The organism is Burkholderia ubonensis, from assembly GCF_001718695.1.
GTDB lineage: Bacteria > Pseudomonadota > Gammaproteobacteria > Burkholderiales > Burkholderiaceae > Burkholderia > Burkholderia ubonensis_B.
The window spans coordinates 3,189,583-3,204,114 of record NZ_CP013420.1; the positions used below are offsets into that span (position 1 = coordinate 3,189,583).

The 14,532-nt window shown below is 66.4% G+C and carries 16 protein-coding genes; 10 read left to right on the plus strand and 6 right to left on the minus strand.

Features of this window, described 5'->3' with window-relative positions; translation table 11 throughout:
- The first annotated feature begins 46 nt into the window (after positions 1–46).
- The gene (gene nadA, locus WJ35_RS14510; RefSeq protein WP_060232256.1) at positions 47–1,183 is read left to right on the plus strand and encodes a quinolinate synthase NadA; all 1,137 of its coding nucleotides are present in this window, start codon (positions 47–49) and stop codon (positions 1,181–1,183) included.
- Entirely contained in the window at positions 1,180–2,064 is an 885-nt protein-coding gene (gene nadC / locus WJ35_RS14515) for a carboxylating nicotinate-nucleotide diphosphorylase (protein WP_060232253.1), read from the plus strand. The genes nadA and nadC overlap by 4 nt, the downstream gene beginning before the upstream one ends.
- A 75-nt stretch (positions 2,065–2,139) precedes the next feature.
- Here nadC and nadB read toward each other — a convergent pair whose 3' ends face one another.
- The 4 genes from nadB to radC all read right to left on the minus strand — a co-directional run bounded on the left by nadB (position 2,140) and on the right by radC (position 5,345).
- Complete coding sequence (gene nadB / locus WJ35_RS14520) at positions 2,140–3,726, minus strand: L-aspartate oxidase (protein ID WP_060232250.1); 1,587 nt, start codon at positions 3,724–3,726, stop codon at positions 2,140–2,142.
- Positions 3,727–3,887: 161 nt separating this feature from the next.
- On the minus strand, positions 3,888–4,055 hold the full coding sequence (gene rpmG / locus WJ35_RS14525) for a 50S ribosomal protein L33 (RefSeq protein ID WP_006478046.1): 168 nt from the start codon (positions 4,053–4,055) through the stop codon (positions 3,888–3,890).
- 17 nt (positions 4,056–4,072) lie between these two features.
- Positions 4,073–4,306, minus strand: a complete 234-nt coding sequence (gene rpmB, locus WJ35_RS14530) for a 50S ribosomal protein L28 (RefSeq protein WP_004186391.1) — start codon at positions 4,304–4,306, stop codon at positions 4,073–4,075.
- A 283-nt stretch (positions 4,307–4,589) separates the two neighbouring features.
- Complete coding sequence (gene radC, locus WJ35_RS14535) at positions 4,590–5,345, minus strand: RadC family protein (RefSeq protein ID WP_029226374.1); 756 nt, start codon at positions 5,343–5,345, stop codon at positions 4,590–4,592.
- A 139-nt stretch (positions 5,346–5,484) separates the two neighbouring features.
- On the opposite strand from radC, the gene WJ35_RS14540 reads away from it, so the two are divergent.
- From WJ35_RS14540 to WJ35_RS14575, 8 genes are all read left to right on the plus strand, one after another.
- The gene (locus WJ35_RS14540) at positions 5,485–5,940 is read left to right on the plus strand and encodes an FKBP-type peptidyl-prolyl cis-trans isomerase (protein ID WP_060232247.1); all 456 of its coding nucleotides are present in this window, start codon (positions 5,485–5,487) and stop codon (positions 5,938–5,940) included.
- 2 nt (positions 5,941–5,942) lie between these two features.
- Positions 5,943–6,923 carry a 4-hydroxy-3-methylbut-2-enyl diphosphate reductase gene (ispH, locus tag WJ35_RS14545; RefSeq protein WP_010090946.1) on the plus strand — a complete coding sequence of 327 codons (981 nt, stop codon included), beginning with the start codon at positions 5,943–5,945 and terminating at the stop codon, positions 6,921–6,923.
- A 270-nt stretch (positions 6,924–7,193) separates the two neighbouring features.
- A complete protein-coding gene (locus WJ35_RS14550) occupies positions 7,194–8,027 on the plus strand; it encodes a branched-chain amino acid ABC transporter (RefSeq protein ID WP_080484312.1) in 834 nt (277 codons plus the stop codon).
- Positions 8,028–8,238: 211 nt separating this feature from the next.
- Entirely contained in the window at positions 8,239–9,189 is a 951-nt protein-coding gene (locus WJ35_RS14555; protein WP_010090948.1) for a branched-chain amino acid ABC transporter permease, read from the plus strand.
- An 18-nt stretch (positions 9,190–9,207) separates the two neighbouring features.
- Positions 9,208–10,374, plus strand: a complete 1,167-nt coding sequence (locus tag WJ35_RS14560) for an ABC transporter permease subunit (protein WP_010090949.1) — start codon at positions 9,208–9,210, stop codon at positions 10,372–10,374.
- Between the two features lie 28 nt (positions 10,375–10,402).
- Positions 10,403–11,179, plus strand: coding sequence for an ABC transporter ATP-binding protein (locus WJ35_RS14565; protein WP_010090950.1), 777 nt, complete (start codon positions 10,403–10,405; stop codon positions 11,177–11,179).
- On the plus strand, positions 11,179–11,895 hold the full coding sequence (locus WJ35_RS14570) for an ABC transporter ATP-binding protein (protein ID WP_029226375.1): 717 nt from the start codon (positions 11,179–11,181) through the stop codon (positions 11,893–11,895). The genes WJ35_RS14565 and WJ35_RS14570 overlap by 1 nt, the downstream gene beginning before the upstream one ends.
- Before the next feature lie 153 nt (positions 11,896–12,048).
- Complete coding sequence (locus tag WJ35_RS14575) at positions 12,049–12,720, plus strand: DUF2278 family protein (protein ID WP_060232243.1); 672 nt, start codon at positions 12,049–12,051, stop codon at positions 12,718–12,720.
- Positions 12,721–12,750: 30 nt separating this feature from the next.
- Here WJ35_RS14575 and WJ35_RS14580 read toward each other — a convergent pair whose 3' ends face one another.
- Positions 12,751–13,206 carry a GNAT family acetyltransferase gene (locus tag WJ35_RS14580; protein ID WP_060232241.1) on the minus strand — a complete coding sequence of 152 codons (456 nt, stop codon included), beginning with the start codon at positions 13,204–13,206 and terminating at the stop codon, positions 12,751–12,753.
- A 13-nt stretch (positions 13,207–13,219) separates the two neighbouring features.
- Positions 13,220–14,404, minus strand: a complete 1,185-nt coding sequence (locus WJ35_RS14585; RefSeq protein ID WP_060232238.1) for an acetylornithine transaminase — start codon at positions 14,402–14,404, stop codon at positions 13,220–13,222.
- Positions 14,405–14,532: the final 128 nt, after the last annotated feature.

Consider the following 14,532-nt stretch of genomic DNA (forward strand, 5'->3'; position numbering starts at 1 on the left):
AGAGTAAGCGCTAAAGCGCTAACTCTGGTCGACAGGAGATATGTAGATGCAATCGACGATCAAACCCGTCGAGTACGACCGGCCGGTCGCGGCAGGCGCAGTCTGCGGCGTCGGGCAAGCATGGGCAAAGGTGCCCGAGACGCCGTCCCCCGAGGAGCGCGCCGCACTGAAAGCGCGTATCAAGGCGCTGCTGGCCCGCGAGAAGGCAGTCCTGGTCGCGCACTATTACGTGGACGCCGAATTGCAGGAACTCGCCGACGAAACCGGCGGCTGTGTCGCCGATTCGCTCGAAATGGCCCGCTTCGGCCGCGACCATGACGCGCAGACGCTCGTCGTCGCGGGCGTGCGCTTCATGGGCGAAACCGCGAAGATCCTGAGTCCGGCCAAACGAATCCTGATGCCGGACCTCGACGCCACCTGTTCGCTCGACCTCGGCTGCCCGGCCGATGAATTCTCCGCGTTCTGCGATGCGCATCCGGACCGCACCGTCGTCGTCTACGCGAACACCAGCGCCGCCGTGAAGGCGTGCGCGGACTGGATGGTCACGTCGTCGATCGGCCTCGAGATCGTCGCGGATCTCCACGCCCGCGGCGAGAAGATCATCTGGGCGCCGGATCGCCATCTCGGCAGCTACATCCAGAAGAAAACCGGCGCGGACATGCTGCTGTGGCAGGGTTCGTGCCTCGTTCACGACGAATTCAAGGGCATCGAGCTCGACCTGCTGCGCGCCGAATATCCGGACGCGAAGGTGCTCGTCCATCCGGAATCGCCGGAGAGCGTCGTCGCGCTGGCCGACGTCGTCGGCTCGACGACGCAGCTGATCGACGCGGCGGTGAAGCTGGACGCGACGCGCTTCATCGTCGCGACCGATCTCGGCATCCTGCACAAGATGCAGCTCGCGGCACCGGGCAAGACCTTCATTGCGGCGCCGACGGCCGGCAACAGCGCGACCTGCAAGAGCTGCGCGCACTGCCCGTGGATGGCGATGAACGGCCTCGCGAACCTCGCGGACGTGCTCGAGCGCGGCCACAACGAGATCTTCGTCGATCCGGCGGTCGGCGCGCGCGCGCGCCTGCCGATCGACCGGATGCTCGATTTCGCGGCCGCTCACAAGAAGCGCGTGCAGGCGAGCGGCGACCTGCAGCGCGACCAGCAACTGTTCGCGAACGTGGGGGCGGCATGACGACCAGTGCCGTTTCCCCGCTTTACGAAGCGATCCGTGCGCAATACGGCGCCGTGTTCGACGACGCGCTCGCGCGCAACGTCGCCGATGCGATTGCCGAGGACGTCGGCATGGGCGACCAGACCGGGCGGCTCGTGCCGGCCGGCGAGCGCCGCCGTGCGCGCATCATCGTGCGCGAAGAAGCCGTGCTGTGCGGCGTGCCCTGGTTCGACGCGGTGATGCGCCGGATCGATCCGACGATCGACGTGCGCTGGCAGTATCGCGAAGGCGACCGGATGAAGGCCGATTCGACCGTCTGCGAACTCGAAGGCCCGGCGCGCGCGCTGCTGACCGCCGAGCGCAACGGGCTGAACTTCCTGCAATTGCTGTCGGGCGTCGCGACGGCGACGCGCCGCTATGTCGACCGGGTCGAAGGCACGCGCGCGCAGATCCTCGATACGCGCAAGACGCTGCCGGGCCTGCGGCTCGCGCAGAAGTACGCGGTGCGGGTCGGCGGCGGCGCGAACCAGCGGCTCGCGCTGTACGACGGAATCCTGATCAAGGAGAACCACATTGCCGCCGCGGGCGGCGTCGGCGAAGCGCTCGACGCGGCGTTCACGCTGAATGCCGGCGTGCCGGTGCAGGTCGAGGTCGAGACGCTCGCGCAGCTCGACACGGCGCTCGCGCACGGCGCGCAGTCGGTGCTGCTCGACAACTTCACGGTCGACATGATGCGCGAGGCGGTGCGCGTGGCGGCTGGCAAGGCCGTGCTCGAAGTGTCGGGCGGCGTCAATTTCGATACGGTGCGCACGTTCGCCGAGACCGGCGTCGACCGCATCTCGATCGGCGCGCTGACGAAGGACGTGCGCGCGACCGATTATTCGATGCGCATCGTCGACTGACCGCGCGGCGCAATCCGCAGACAAAAAAGCCGTTGGCGTTTTGCCAACGGCTTTTTTGCTGGTGCGGCGCGCGGCTCAGCGGCGCGCTTTCGGCGTCAGCACGCTCGGCAGCGCCTTCGGCAGCGTGTGCGGCCAGTCGCGGCTGTAATGCAGCCCGCGGCTTTCGCGTCGCGACTGGGCGCTCTTGACGATCAGCATCGCGACGTCGACGAGGTTGCGCAGCTCCAGCAGGTCGCGGCTCACGCGGAAGTTCGCGTAATACTCGTGGATTTCGTCGCGCAACAGCGACAGCCGGTGCTTCGCGCGTTCGAGGCGCTTGTCGGTGCGCACGATGCCGACGTAGTTCCACATCAGGCGCCGCAACTCGTCCCAGTTGTGCGCGACGACGACTTCCTCGTCGGGATCCGACACGCGGCTCTCGTCCCACGCGGGCAGCGCACCCGGCGAGTCGACTTCGAAGCCGGCCGTCTCGATCGCTCCGGCAGCCGCGCGGCCGATGACGAGGCATTCGAGCAACGAGTTGCTGGCGAGCCGGTTCGCGCCGTGCAGCCCCGTGTACGACGTTTCGCCGACCGCATACAGGCCGGCGAGGTCGGTGCGGCCCGCGAGATCGGTGACGACGCCGCCGCACGTGTAGTGCGCGGCCGGCACGACCGGAATCGGCTGCTTCGCGATGTCGATGCCGAACTCGAGGCAGCGCGCGTGGATCGTCGGGAAATGTTCGCGCAGGAACGCTTCCGGCTGGTGGCTGATGTCGAGGTACACGCAGTCGATCCCGCGCTTCTTGATCTCGAAGTCGATCGCGCGCGCGACGATGTCGCGCGGCGCCAGTTCCTCGCGCGGGTCGTGCGCGGGCATGAAGCGGGTGCCGTCCGGCAGCTTCAGCAGGCCGCCTTCGCCGCGCACCGCCTCGGAGATCAGGAACGACTTCGCGTACGGGTGGAACAGGCAGGTCGGGTGGAACTGGATGAATTCCATGTTCGCGACGCGGCAGCCCGCGCGCCACGCCATCGCGATGCCGTCGCCGGTCGCGGTGTCCGGGTTGGTCGTGTACAGGTAGACCTTGCCCGCGCCGCCGGTGGCGAGCACCGTGTGCGGCGCTTCGATCGTGACGGTGCGGCCGCTGTCGACGTCGAGCGCGTACAGGCCGTGGCAGCGGCGGCCGGGCAGGCCGAGCCGCTCCGACGTGATCAGGTCGACCGCATGGTGGTTCTCGAGGAACGTGATGTTCGGATGCCGGCGCGCGCGCTCGGACAGCGTCGCGAGCACCGCGTGCCCGGTCGCGTCGGCGGCGTGGATGATGCGGCGGTGGCTGTGGCCGCCTTCGCGGGTCAGGTGAAAGCCGAGTTCGGCGGCGTCGTCCTTCGTGAACGGCACGCCCTGCGAAATCAGCCATTCGATCGCTTCGCGGCCGTGCTCGACGATGTAGCGCGTCGCGCTCTCGTCGCACAGGCCGCCGCCGGCGACCAGCGTGTCATCGACATGGTTCTCGATGCTGTCCGCGGAATCGAGCACGGCGGCGATGCCGCCTTGCGCGTTGTCGCTCGCGCCTTCCATCATCGAACGCTTCGCGATCAGCGCGACCCGCCGCGTGCCGGCCAGATTGAGCGCGACCGACAGCCCTGCCAGGCCGCTGCCGACGATCGCCACATCGAATTTCATTGCTGCATCTCCATCATTTCACGCTTGATCTTGTGTATTCCGGCGGCCGCAGCCGCGGAAAGGGGAGAGCATACCGCGTCGGGCGAAAGCGTGCGCACAAAACAAAAAGCCCCGCGGTTGCGGGGCTTTTTGGTCACCGTCAGGCTGGCAGAAACCGGAGATTACTTGATCTTGGTTTCTTTGTATTCCACATGCTTGCGGACGACGGGATCAAACTTCTTGATCGCCATCTTTTCCGGCATGTTGCGCTTGTTCTTCGTGGTCGTGTAGAAGTGACCCGTGCCAGCGGTCGACTCGAGCTTGATCTTGTCGCGTGCGCCTTTTGCCATGATTGTGCTCCTTGGGCTTAGGCTTCGCCGCGTGCGCGCAGGTCAGCGAGCACGGAATCGATGCCGTTCTTGTCGATCAGGCGCAGGCCGGCGTTCGAAACGCGCAGGCGCACCCAACGGTTTTCGCTTTCCACCCAGAACCGGCGGTTTTGCAGGTTCGGCAGGAAGCGGCGCTTCGTCTTGTTGTTCGCGTGGGAAACGTTGTTGCCGCTCATCGGCGCTTTCCCAGTTACTTGGCATACGCGTGCCATGAGAGCACTCCTAATACGCTAAATTCGGGGTTCGATCGCCGGTGAAGGTTCTCATCGCGCAGCCACGTGATCCATAGCTGCACTCAGAACGCCCAAGCCCTTAAACAGACAAGGCCCTTCGATGGCTAGAACTGGTTGGAAAAAAGACAGACGGCGATTCTAGCAGAAAAAGTTCAGGAAAATCAAACGTAATTTCGTCGTGCCGTCGTGGTGCGCGTGCGCCGCCCGCCGGAGTCCGTCTGGGGCGGGCTCCGCCGGGCCGACCTGTGCAGCCCGGCGTAGTTTACAGCAAGCCGGCGCGTGCGAACGAGAACGTTTCGGTCGCGCCGACGACGACATGATCCAGCAGGCGCACGTCGAAGAGTGCGAGCGCGTCGCGCAGCACGCGGGTCAGGCGCCGGTCCTCCGCGCTCGGCTGGACCGCGCCGGACGGGTGATTGTGCGCGACGACCAGCCCGGCGGCGTTCACCGACAGCGCGCGGCGCACGATCTCGCGCGGGTAGACGGCCATCCGCGTCAGCGAGCCGCGCGCGCTTTCCTCGCTGTCGACGAGGCTGTTGCGCGCGTCGAGGTACAGGGTCATGAACACTTCGTACGGGCGCGTGCCGATCACGAGGCGCAGGTAATCCTCGACAGCGCCGGGCGAGTCGATCAGCAGGTGCTCGCGTGCCTTCTCGGCGAGCGCGCGCCGCGCGAGCTCGGCGACCGCGGACAGCCGGGCGATGCGGGCGTCGCCGATGCCGGGGCGGCCGCGGAAATCGTCCGGAGTCGCGTCCAGCAGCCCGCGCAGCGACTTGCCGAAGTGTTCGAGCAGCGCACGCGCGCTGTCGAACACGTTGTGGCCGGCCACGCCGGTGCCGAGCAGCAGCACGATCAGCTCGTCGTCGGACAGCGCGGCCGGCCCGCGCTCGAGCAGCCGCTCGCGCGGCAGGTCGGGCCGTTTCGCGCGCGCCGCGCCGCGCTTGGGCTGCCCGGACGTGCGCGGCGCGGCATCGGCGGCGTCGCGGCATTCGGGGAGGGGCGACAATTGTTGCGGCATGGTTGATTCTCCATTGTGGCGGGCGGGCAGGCCTGCGCAACGTCGTCGCACTTTCCGCCTTGCGCGCTCAGGTGACTTACAATACGGGTTTTGCGCCGGGCCTCGCGGCCGCATCGGGCGCCGACTGAACGAGTAATTCATGAGCCTCATCGATCTTTCCGAAGTGAAGCCCGGTTCGCACGTCACGCTGCACTACCGGCTGGCACTGGCTGACGGCGCCGACATCGTCAACACCTTTTCCGACAAGCCCGCGACGCTGCTGCTCGGCGCAGGGCAGCTGGCGCCCTCGCTGGAACAGATTCTCGTCGGGCTCAGGGTGGGCGACCATTCGACTTATCGGCTAGCGCCCGAACAGGCATTCGGGCCCCGAAATCCGGACATGCTCCAGCGCGTGACGCTCAAGACGCTGCGCGAGAACGGGATGATCGGCGAGGACTTCACGCCGGGCGACCTGATCGAATTCAATGCGCCGGACGGCGGTCGATATGCAGGGGTGCTGAAGGAAGTCGGCGAAACCTCGGCGCTGTTCGACTTCAATCATCCGCTCGCGGGCCAAGCGCTCACGTTCGAAGTGAAAATCATCGGGATCCTGTAATCATGAGCACCACCGATACGCTGTCCGGACAGACCGTCGCCGCCGACGCCGAAATCCTGCTGGCCCAGCCGCGCGGCTTCTGCGCGGGGGTCGATCGCGCGATCGAGATCGTCGAGCGCGCGATCGCGATGTACGGCGCACCGATCTACGTGCGCCACGAGATCGTCCACAACAAGTACGTGGTCGAGGACCTGAAGAAGAAGGGCGCGATTTTCGTCGAGGAACTCGAGGAAGTGCCGTCCGGCAACACCGTGATCTTCAGCGCGCACGGCGTATCGAAGGCGGTGCGCGACGAGGCCGGCGTGCGCGGGCTGCGCGTCTACGACGCGACGTGTCCGCTCGTCACGAAGGTGCACGTCGAAGTGGCGAAGATGCGCCAGGATGGCGTCGACATCGTGATGATCGGGCACAAGGGGCATCCGGAGGTCGAGGGCACGATGGGGCAGGTCGAGCGCGGCATGCATCTCGTCGAGAGCGTCGAGGACGTGCAGAAGCTCGAGCTCGCCGATCCGGAGCGCATCGCGCTCGTCACGCAGACGACGCTGTCCGTCGACGACGCGGCCGAGATCATCGCCGCGCTGAAGGCGAAGTACCCGAAGATCCGCGAGCCGAAGAAGCAGGACATCTGCTATGCGACGCAGAACCGCCAGGACGCGGTGAAGTTCATGGCGCCGCAGTGCGACGTCGTGATCGTCGTCGGCAGCCCGAACAGCTCGAATTCGAGCCGGTTGCGCGAAGTGGCCGAGAAGCGCGGCGTCGCGGCATACATGGTGGATGCGCCCGACCAGATCGATCCGGCGTGGGTCGCCGGCAAGCGCCGCATCGGCGTGACGGCCGGCGCGTCGGCGCCCGAGGTGCTCGCCCAGGCGGTGATCGCACGTCTGCGCGAACTCGGCGTGCGCAACGTCCGCGCGCTCGACGGGATCGAAGAGAGCGTATCGTTCCCGCTGCCGCGCGGCCTGAACCTGCCGCCCGCCGCCTGATTGTCCGCTCCGCTTTCGCAATACCCGAAGCGCGCCTCCCGGCGCGCTTTTTTTTGCACCGCGAAAATGCGGGCGCAACCATTATTCACACCATTGGTGCAACCGGGTTGCTATCCGCGCGATTAAGCCCCTCTCAAAATTGGTTGCAATGCAGGAAAACCCCATCAAATCAGGAATATTGGCGTTCTATAAATGGAGTTACAATTCGCCCGTTTTCAGGCCGGGATGGCCTTGGAACCCGGTTTTGGCAAGGCGCAGGAGACCTATTTAATGCATGTGAAGTTGGCTTACGCCGTGTCCGTCGCCGCAGCGGTTGCAATGCTCGGCCGGGGCAGCAAAAAGAGCGATGGCAGGGCAGTAGTGGCATATGCGGTTCCGGCAGCCAACGACGTGCGCGTTGCCATCACCGGTCATGCGCGGCGGGCCGTGTGCCGCATCGCGCAATCGGACAGTGATACGGATAACGGGGCAGGTTTGGCGAGCGACGCATTCAACGCGCAGCGCCCGAAGCACGGCATGCATTCGGCACGGTGCGCCGCGCGCGGCAGCGCAACGGGCACGGCGATTGCCGCAGCCCGCGCGGGCAACCGCGAGGCGACGACGGCGGCACGCGGCACACCGCCGGCGCGTGCGCTTTGCGGCCAGATTCGCGGCAAGACCCGCGGCAACGCAGGCGACGTGCAGATGGCACCGCTCTCCTTTCATATCGATTCGACCTGGCAGCGTGTCGGCACGACGCATCGCGTCGTGGCCGGCGGCCTGTTTCGGTCCATGAATTCCGACGCGTGCCGGACGAAAGTCGGGCGCGTTCTTCGCGCAGCCGGTTCCGGCGCCGCGCGGGCAGCGGACGGCGGGCTTGCAGCGCAGGCGGCGCCGTTCGGCATCGGAGTACAAACCCTTGGCGACATCGGCGCGTGCGTCGCCAAGGTGGTCGAGCTCGCGGGCAACGCGGTGCAGAACCTGATCGGCCCGGACACGGCGTTCGCCGCGGCCCGGACGGAAAAAGGCACGGATTCCGGACAGCCGGACGCCGGGCGTGTCGGCACGCTGCCCTACGACTTCAAGGAGGCAAAGAAAACCGTCCTCGATGTCGTGACGATGTAGCGACGGGACTCGTGACGGCACCGGAACAGTGCGGTGCCGTTTCTGTATCCGCTCCGGCGGCAGGTCCGGCTGTACAGGCCGGGCGGCGCACGCCGGGACGATCCACCCTTACCGGTCTTTTCTAGTACCCGCAGTGCCGCCGAGACGACGTGATTCTCCGCTTACCCGCGGGGCGCAGCCTCATCCGGCAGCACGGGCCAAGGAGCTTTAAATGGATATTTTCGTCCAGCAGATCCTCAACGGGCTGGTGCTCGGCAGTGTCTACGCCATCATCGCGTTGGGCTACACGATGGTGTACGGCATTCTCGGCATCATCAACTTCGCGCACGGCGATGTGCTGATGATCGGCGCGATGGTCGCACTCTCCGCGATCACCGTGCTGCAGAACCATTTCCCGCAGCTCGGCAACGTCGCGACACTGACGATCGGCCTGGGCATCGCCGCGATCGTGTGCGCCGTCGTCGGCTACACGATCGAGCGGGTCGCGTACCGGCCGCTGCGCCGCGCGCCGCGTCTCGCGCCGCTGATCACCGCGATCGGTGTGTCGATCCTGCTGCAGACCGCCGCGATGATCATCTGGTCGCGCAACCCGCTGCCGTTCCCGCAGCTGCTGCCGACCGACCCGATCAACGTGATCAAGGCCACCGACACGACGCCCGGCGCCGTGATCTCGATGACCGAAATCGTGATCATCGCCGTCGCGTTCCTCGTGATGGGCGGCCTGCTGCTGCTGGTGCACAAGACCAAGCTCGGCCGCGCGATGCGCGCGATCGCGGAAAGCCCGAACACCGCCAGCCTGATGGGCGTGAACCCGAATTTCGTGATCTCGGCGACCTTCATGATCGGCTCGGCGCTCGCCGCGCTCGCCGGCGTGATGATCGCGTCGGAGTATGGCAACGTGCACTTCTACATGGGCTTCATCCCGGGCATGAAAGCGTTCACGGCAGCCGTGCTGGGCGGCATCGGCAACCTCGCGGGCGCGATGGTCGGCGGGGTGGTGCTCGGTCTCATCGAGCAGCTGGGCGCCGGCTATATCGGCAATCTGACGGGGGGCGTGTTCGGCAGCAACTACCAGGACGTGTTCGCGTTCATCGTGCTGATCATCGTGCTCGTGTTCCGTCCGTCCGGCCTGCTGGGCGAACGTGTCGCGGACCGCGCGTAACGGAAGGGGAGCAACAACATGACATCCATTCAACCGATCGAAACCTCGACGACGCTCGTCGAAGAACGCAACACCGCGAAGACCGTCACCATCGGGATCCTCACCGCGGCGTTCGTGATCGCCGCGCCGGTCATCATCGGCGCAGCGGGCGGCAACTACTGGGTCCGCGTGCTGGACTTCGCGATGCTGTACGTGATGCTCGCGCTGGGGCTGAACGTGGTGGTCGGCTTCGCCGGCCTGCTGGACCTGGGCTACATCGCGTTCTACGCGGTGGGCGCATACACGGCGGCGTTGCTGAGCTCGCCGCACCTGACCACGCAGTTCGAGTGGATCGCGCAGCTCGCGCCCGGCGGGCTTCACGTGCCGTTCCTGATCATCGTGCCGATCGCGATGGCGATCGCCGCGATCTTCGGGATCCTGCTCGGCGCGCCGACGCTGCGGCTGCGCGGCGACTACCTCGCGATCGTCACGCTGGGCTTCGGTGAGATCGTGCGGATCTTCATGAACAACCTCGACCGTCCGGTGAACATCACGAACGGCCCGAAGGGGATCACAGGGATCGATCCGGTGCACGCCGGCGACTTCAGCCTCGCGCAGACGCACTCGCTGTTCGGCATCCAGCTGCCGTCGGTCTACATGTACTACTACCTGTTCGTGCTGTGCGCGCTGCTGGTGATCTGGACGTGTACGCGCCTGCAGCACTCGCGCATCGGCCGCGCATGGGCGGCGATCCGCGAGGACGAGATCGCGGCGAAGGCGATGGGCATCAACACCCGCAACGTGAAGCTGCTCGCGTTCGCGATGGGCGCGTCGTTCGGCGGCCTGTCGGGCGCGATGTTCGGCTCGTTCCAGGGCTTCGTGTCGCCGGAATCGTTCACGTTCTGGGAGTCGATCGTCGTGCTGGCCTGCGTGGTGCTCGGCGGCATGGGCCATATCCCGGGCGTGATCCTCGGCGCGGTGCTGCTCGCGATCTTCCCGGAATTCCTGCGTTCGACGATGAGCCCGCTGCAGCATGCGATCTTCGGCCACGACGTCGTGGATACCGAAGTGATCCGCCAGGCGCTGTACGGCCTCGCGATGGTGATCATCATGCTGTATCGCTCGGAAGGCCTGTGGCCGGCGCCGAAGCATGAGGACAAGATCGCGAAACTGGCGAAGCGCAGCGCCAAGTCGGCGCGCGCATAACGGACTGACAGCGGAAGGAGAAACACACATGAGCGACAAGCAAATCCGACTGTCCGTGAAAGGCGTGAACAAGCGCTTCGGCGGCCTGCAGGCGCTGTCCGACGTCGGCCTCGAGATCAAGGAAGGCGAGATCTACGGCCTGATCGGCCCGAACGGCGCCGGCAAGACGACGTTCTTCAACGTGATCACGGGGCTGTATACGCCGGACTCCGGCGAATTCAGGCTGGACGGCGCGGAATACAAGCCGACCGCGGTGCACCAGGTCGCGAAGACGGGCATTGCGCGGACGTTCCAGAACATCCGCCTGTTCGGCGGGATGACGGCGCTCGAGAACGTGATGGTGGGCCGCCACGTGCGGACCAAGCACGGGCTGCTGGGCGCGGTGTTCCAGACGCCGGCGGAACGCCAGGAAGAGCGCGAGATCAAGGAGCGCGCAATCGAGCTGCTCGAATACGTCGGCGTGCTGCAGTACGCGGACTACACGTCGCGCAACCTGTCGTACGGCCACCAGCGCCGCCTGGAAATCGCGCGCGCGCTCGCGACCGATCCGAAGCTGCTCGCGCTCGACGAGCCGGCGGCCGGGATGAACGCGACGGAGAAGGTGGAACTGACGCGCCTGCTCGACAAGATTCGCTCGGACGGCCGCACGATCCTGCTGATCGAGCACGACGTGAAGCTCGTGATGGGGTTGTGCAACCGGATGACGGTGCTCGATTACGGCAAGGTGATCGCCCAGGGTCTGCCGCAGGACGTGCAGAAGGACCCGAAGGTGATTGAGGCATATCTCGGCGCAGGGGTGCACTGATGGCAGCGGCAATGTTGAAAATCAAGGGCTTGCAGGTCAACTACGGCGGCATCCAGGCCGTCAAGGGCGTTGACATGGAAGTCCGCCAGGGCGAGCTCGTGACGCTGATCGGCGCGAACGGCGCAGGCAAGACCACGACGATGAAGGCGATCACGGGTCTCAAGCCGTACTCGGCGGGCGACATCGAGTACGACGGCAAGTCGATCAAGGGCGTGCCGACGCACGAACTGCTCAAGCGCGGCCTCGCGATGGTGCCGGAAGGCCGCGGGATCTTCGCGCGGATGTCGATCATCGAGAACATGCAGATGGGCGCGTATCTGCGCAACGACGCGGACGGGATCAAGAAGGACGTCGACCGGATGTTCGGCTTCTTCCCGCGCCTGAAGGAGCGCGCGACGCAGCTCGCCGGCACGCTGTCGGGCGGCGAGCAGCAGATGCTCGCGATGTCGCGCGCGATCCTGTCGAAGCCGAAGCTGCTGCTGCTCGACGAGCCGTCGATGGGCCTGTCGCCGATCATGGTCGAGAAGATCTTCGAAGTGGTGCGCACGATCTCGAACGAGGGCATCACGGTGCTGCTCGTCGAGCAGAACGCGCGCCTCGCGCTGCAGGCGGCCGACCGCGGCTACGTGATGGATTCGGGCACGGTCACGATGGAAGGCGACGCGAAGCAGATGCTCGACGACCCGAAGGTGCGGGCCGCGTATCTGGGCGAATGAGCGGGCTCCGCGCGTCGCCGCAGGCGGCGCGCAAGGGGCTTTCGAAAGGCCGTCACGGTTCGCCGTGACGGCCTTTTTTCAGATGAACCCCGTCCGCAAATCGACATGCACGCGGCGTAGCATCGGAAGTCCATCGGCACATGGAGAACACGCATGAGCCTGGATTACGGTTTCGTGAAGGCGAAGGTCAAGGCAGTGGCGGGGCTGAAGGCGTTGCCGCACGGCAGCGAGATCCAGTACCACATCCACCTGACGCTCGCGCTGCCGGACGGCGACTGGGACGTCGCGATCAACGTCGGCACCAACGACGCGGACGACCTGTTGAACTACAAGCTCGTCTACGACTTCCATCACCCGATCACGCAGACGCTCGCTGGCGCAGGAGAGGGCTATGCCGATCTGACGGGGCAGGCCGCGCTGCCCGCGCTCGACTACCTGCGCAGCGACATCCTGAACGAGACCGGCGCGTGGCGCGCGAGCGACGTGATGGACGGCAGCGCGCATCCGGAGCCGATTCCGTCGCTGCTGCGGCTCGTCGATGCCGCGCAGTCGCAGGGGCTCGACGTGGTCGTGTTCGGCCGCACGTACGTCGAAGGCAACGGCATCCACGACACGCACATGAACCAGGGCTCGTCGGGCCCGCACTTCCTGCATCGCGCGGGCGACGACCACAACGACCACAACGACATCTGGCAGGACGGCGCGCTGATCGTGCGCGTGAGCGATACGCAGTGGGCCGCGTATTTCGCCGCGTTCGAGCAGCAGACGGTGCCGACCGACGCGCTCGGCAATCCGCTGCCGGGCGCGGAGCCGATCACGCACTGAGGCCGGCCCCGAGGCTGCCGGCATGCGGCGTCAGGCTGCAGGCAGCGTCTTGCCGAACGAGATGCGTTCCTCGATGCGGTAGCCGAGCGCCGCATAGAAACGGCACGCGTCGTCGTTGCCGGGCAGCACCTGCAGGTTGACCTTCAGGCAGCCGCGCGCGGCGAGCGCGGCCTCCGCGTGGGCGATCAGCGCGCGGCCGACGCCGAGCCGGCGCGCGTCATGCGCGACGCCGAACGAATACAGCCAGCCGCGATGCCCGTCGAAGCCGGCCATCAGCGTGCCCACGACGCGCGCGCCGCTGACCGCGACGAAGAACAGCTCCGGCTGCGTCGCGAGCTTCAGCTCGATCGAGCGCAGCGGATCGCGGTGCGGCGGCGCGTCCGTCTCGCCGTACTGAGGGAACGCATCGCGCCAGACCGCGAGCACGGCGCCGGTATCGGCGCGATCGAACGGACGGATCGCAACGCCATCGGCGGCGGCATCCATCGCGCGGATTTCCTCAGAGCGTGTCGAGAATCGACCGCAGCATCGCCATCATCTGGTCGATTTCTTCGGTCGTCACGTTCAGCGCGGGCATGAAGCGCAGCAGGTTCGGGCGCGCCGCGTTGAGCAGCAGGCCGTCCGGCTGCATCTCGCGCGCCTTCTCGACGATCTGCGGACCGATGTCCCTGCCGAGCAGCAGCGCGCGCAGCAGGCCCTCGCCGCGCTCGCCTTCGAAGCCGCGCTCTTCCGACAGCTCGAGCAGCTTGCGCTTCAGGTATTCGCCGCGCGCGCGCACGCCTTCGAGGAAGCCGGGCGCGACGAGCTGCGAGATCACCGAGTAGCCTGCCGCCGTCATCAGCGGGTTGCCGTTGTAGGTGCCGCCCTGGTCGCCGGCCTCGAACACCGCGACGTCGGCCTTCGACAGCAGTGCCGCGAGCGGCACGCCGCTGCCGATGCCCTTGCCGAGCGTCATGATGTCCGGCTCGATGTCGGCGAGCTCGTACGCGAACAGCGTGCCCGCGCGGCCGCAGCCGCTCTGCACTTCGTCGACGATCAGGAGCAGGTTGTGCTGCTTCGTCAGCGCGCGCAGCGCGCGCATGAATTCGCGGGTCGCGGGGATCACGCCGCCTTCGCCCTGGATCGGCTCGAGCATCACCGCGACGGTCTTCCCGTTGATCAGCTTCTCGACCGACTCGATGTTGTTCAGCTCGGCCTTCGGGAAGCCCGGCACCTGCGGCGCGTACAGCGTGTCCCAGCCCGGCTTGCCGCTCGCCGACATCGTCGCGAGCGTGCGGCCGTGGAAGCCGTGGTCGAACGTGATGATCTCGTACGCGCCGTCCTTGAACTTGCGGCCCCACTTGCGCGCGAGCTTGATCGCGCCTTCGTTCGCTTCGGCGCCGCTGTTCGTGAAGAACACCTTGTCGAACGCGCTATGCTGCGTGAGCAGGCCCGCGAGCTTCGCCATCGGCTCGTTGTAGAACGCCGGCGACGGGTTCAGCAGCTTTTCCGCCTGCGACTTGAGCGCCTCGACGACGCCGTCGTTGCAGTGGCCGAGGCTGTTGACCGCCCAGCCCTGGATGAAATCCAGATAGCGCTTGCCGGTGTGATCGTAGAGCCATGAACCCTTGCCGTGCGTGAACACGATGTCGGGGCGGGTCGTGATGTACATCAGCGAGTCGATCGGATAATCGTTCAGGGGCATGACGGCAGACTCCTGCTGGGGGGCAAAGGGAAAAGGACAATAAAAAAGCCACGGGTGATGCCGTGGCTGGGTGGTTCGAACAGCTTGTGCGTAACCGGTGAAGCGGGGTAGGGGGTTACGCGCGAGTC

What these genes read in the sequence shown, in the direction of transcription:
- nadA (WP_060232256.1), top strand. Translation starts at nt 47, where the DNA reads ATGCAATCGACGATCAAACCCGTCGAGTACGACCGGCCGGTCGCGGCA.
- rpmG (WP_006478046.1), bottom strand. Translation starts at nt 4,055, where the DNA reads ATGGCAAAAGGCGCACGCGACAAGATCAAGCTCGAGTCGACCGCTGGC.
- WJ35_RS14560 (WP_010090949.1), top strand. Translation starts at nt 9,208, where the DNA reads ATGACATCCATTCAACCGATCGAAACCTCGACGACGCTCGTCGAAGAA.
- WJ35_RS14585 (WP_060232238.1), bottom strand. Translation starts at nt 14,404, where the DNA reads ATGCCCCTGAACGATTATCCGATCGACTCGCTGATGTACATCACGACC.
- rpmB (WP_004186391.1), bottom strand. Translation starts at nt 4,306, where the DNA reads ATGGCACGCGTATGCCAAGTAACTGGGAAAGCGCCGATGAGCGGCAAC.
- WJ35_RS14575 (WP_060232243.1), top strand. Translation starts at nt 12,049, where the DNA reads ATGAGCCTGGATTACGGTTTCGTGAAGGCGAAGGTCAAGGCAGTGGCG.
- WJ35_RS14570 (WP_029226375.1), top strand. Translation starts at nt 11,179, where the DNA reads ATGGCAGCGGCAATGTTGAAAATCAAGGGCTTGCAGGTCAACTACGGC.
- ispH (WP_010090946.1), top strand. Translation starts at nt 5,943, where the DNA reads ATGAGCACCACCGATACGCTGTCCGGACAGACCGTCGCCGCCGACGCC.
- radC (WP_029226374.1), bottom strand. Translation starts at nt 5,345, where the DNA reads ATGCCGCAACAATTGTCGCCCCTCCCCGAATGCCGCGACGCCGCCGAT.
- nadB (WP_060232250.1), bottom strand. Translation starts at nt 3,726, where the DNA reads ATGAAATTCGATGTGGCGATCGTCGGCAGCGGCCTGGCAGGGCTGTCG.
- WJ35_RS14580 (WP_060232241.1), bottom strand. Translation starts at nt 13,206, where the DNA reads ATGGATGCCGCCGCCGATGGCGTTGCGATCCGTCCGTTCGATCGCGCC.
- nadC (WP_060232253.1), top strand. Translation starts at nt 1,180, where the DNA reads ATGACGACCAGTGCCGTTTCCCCGCTTTACGAAGCGATCCGTGCGCAA.
- WJ35_RS14565 (WP_010090950.1), top strand. Translation starts at nt 10,403, where the DNA reads ATGAGCGACAAGCAAATCCGACTGTCCGTGAAAGGCGTGAACAAGCGC.
- WJ35_RS14550 (WP_080484312.1), top strand. Translation starts at nt 7,194, where the DNA reads ATGCATGTGAAGTTGGCTTACGCCGTGTCCGTCGCCGCAGCGGTTGCA.
- WJ35_RS14555 (WP_010090948.1), top strand. Translation starts at nt 8,239, where the DNA reads ATGGATATTTTCGTCCAGCAGATCCTCAACGGGCTGGTGCTCGGCAGT.
- WJ35_RS14540 (WP_060232247.1), top strand. Translation starts at nt 5,485, where the DNA reads ATGAGCCTCATCGATCTTTCCGAAGTGAAGCCCGGTTCGCACGTCACG.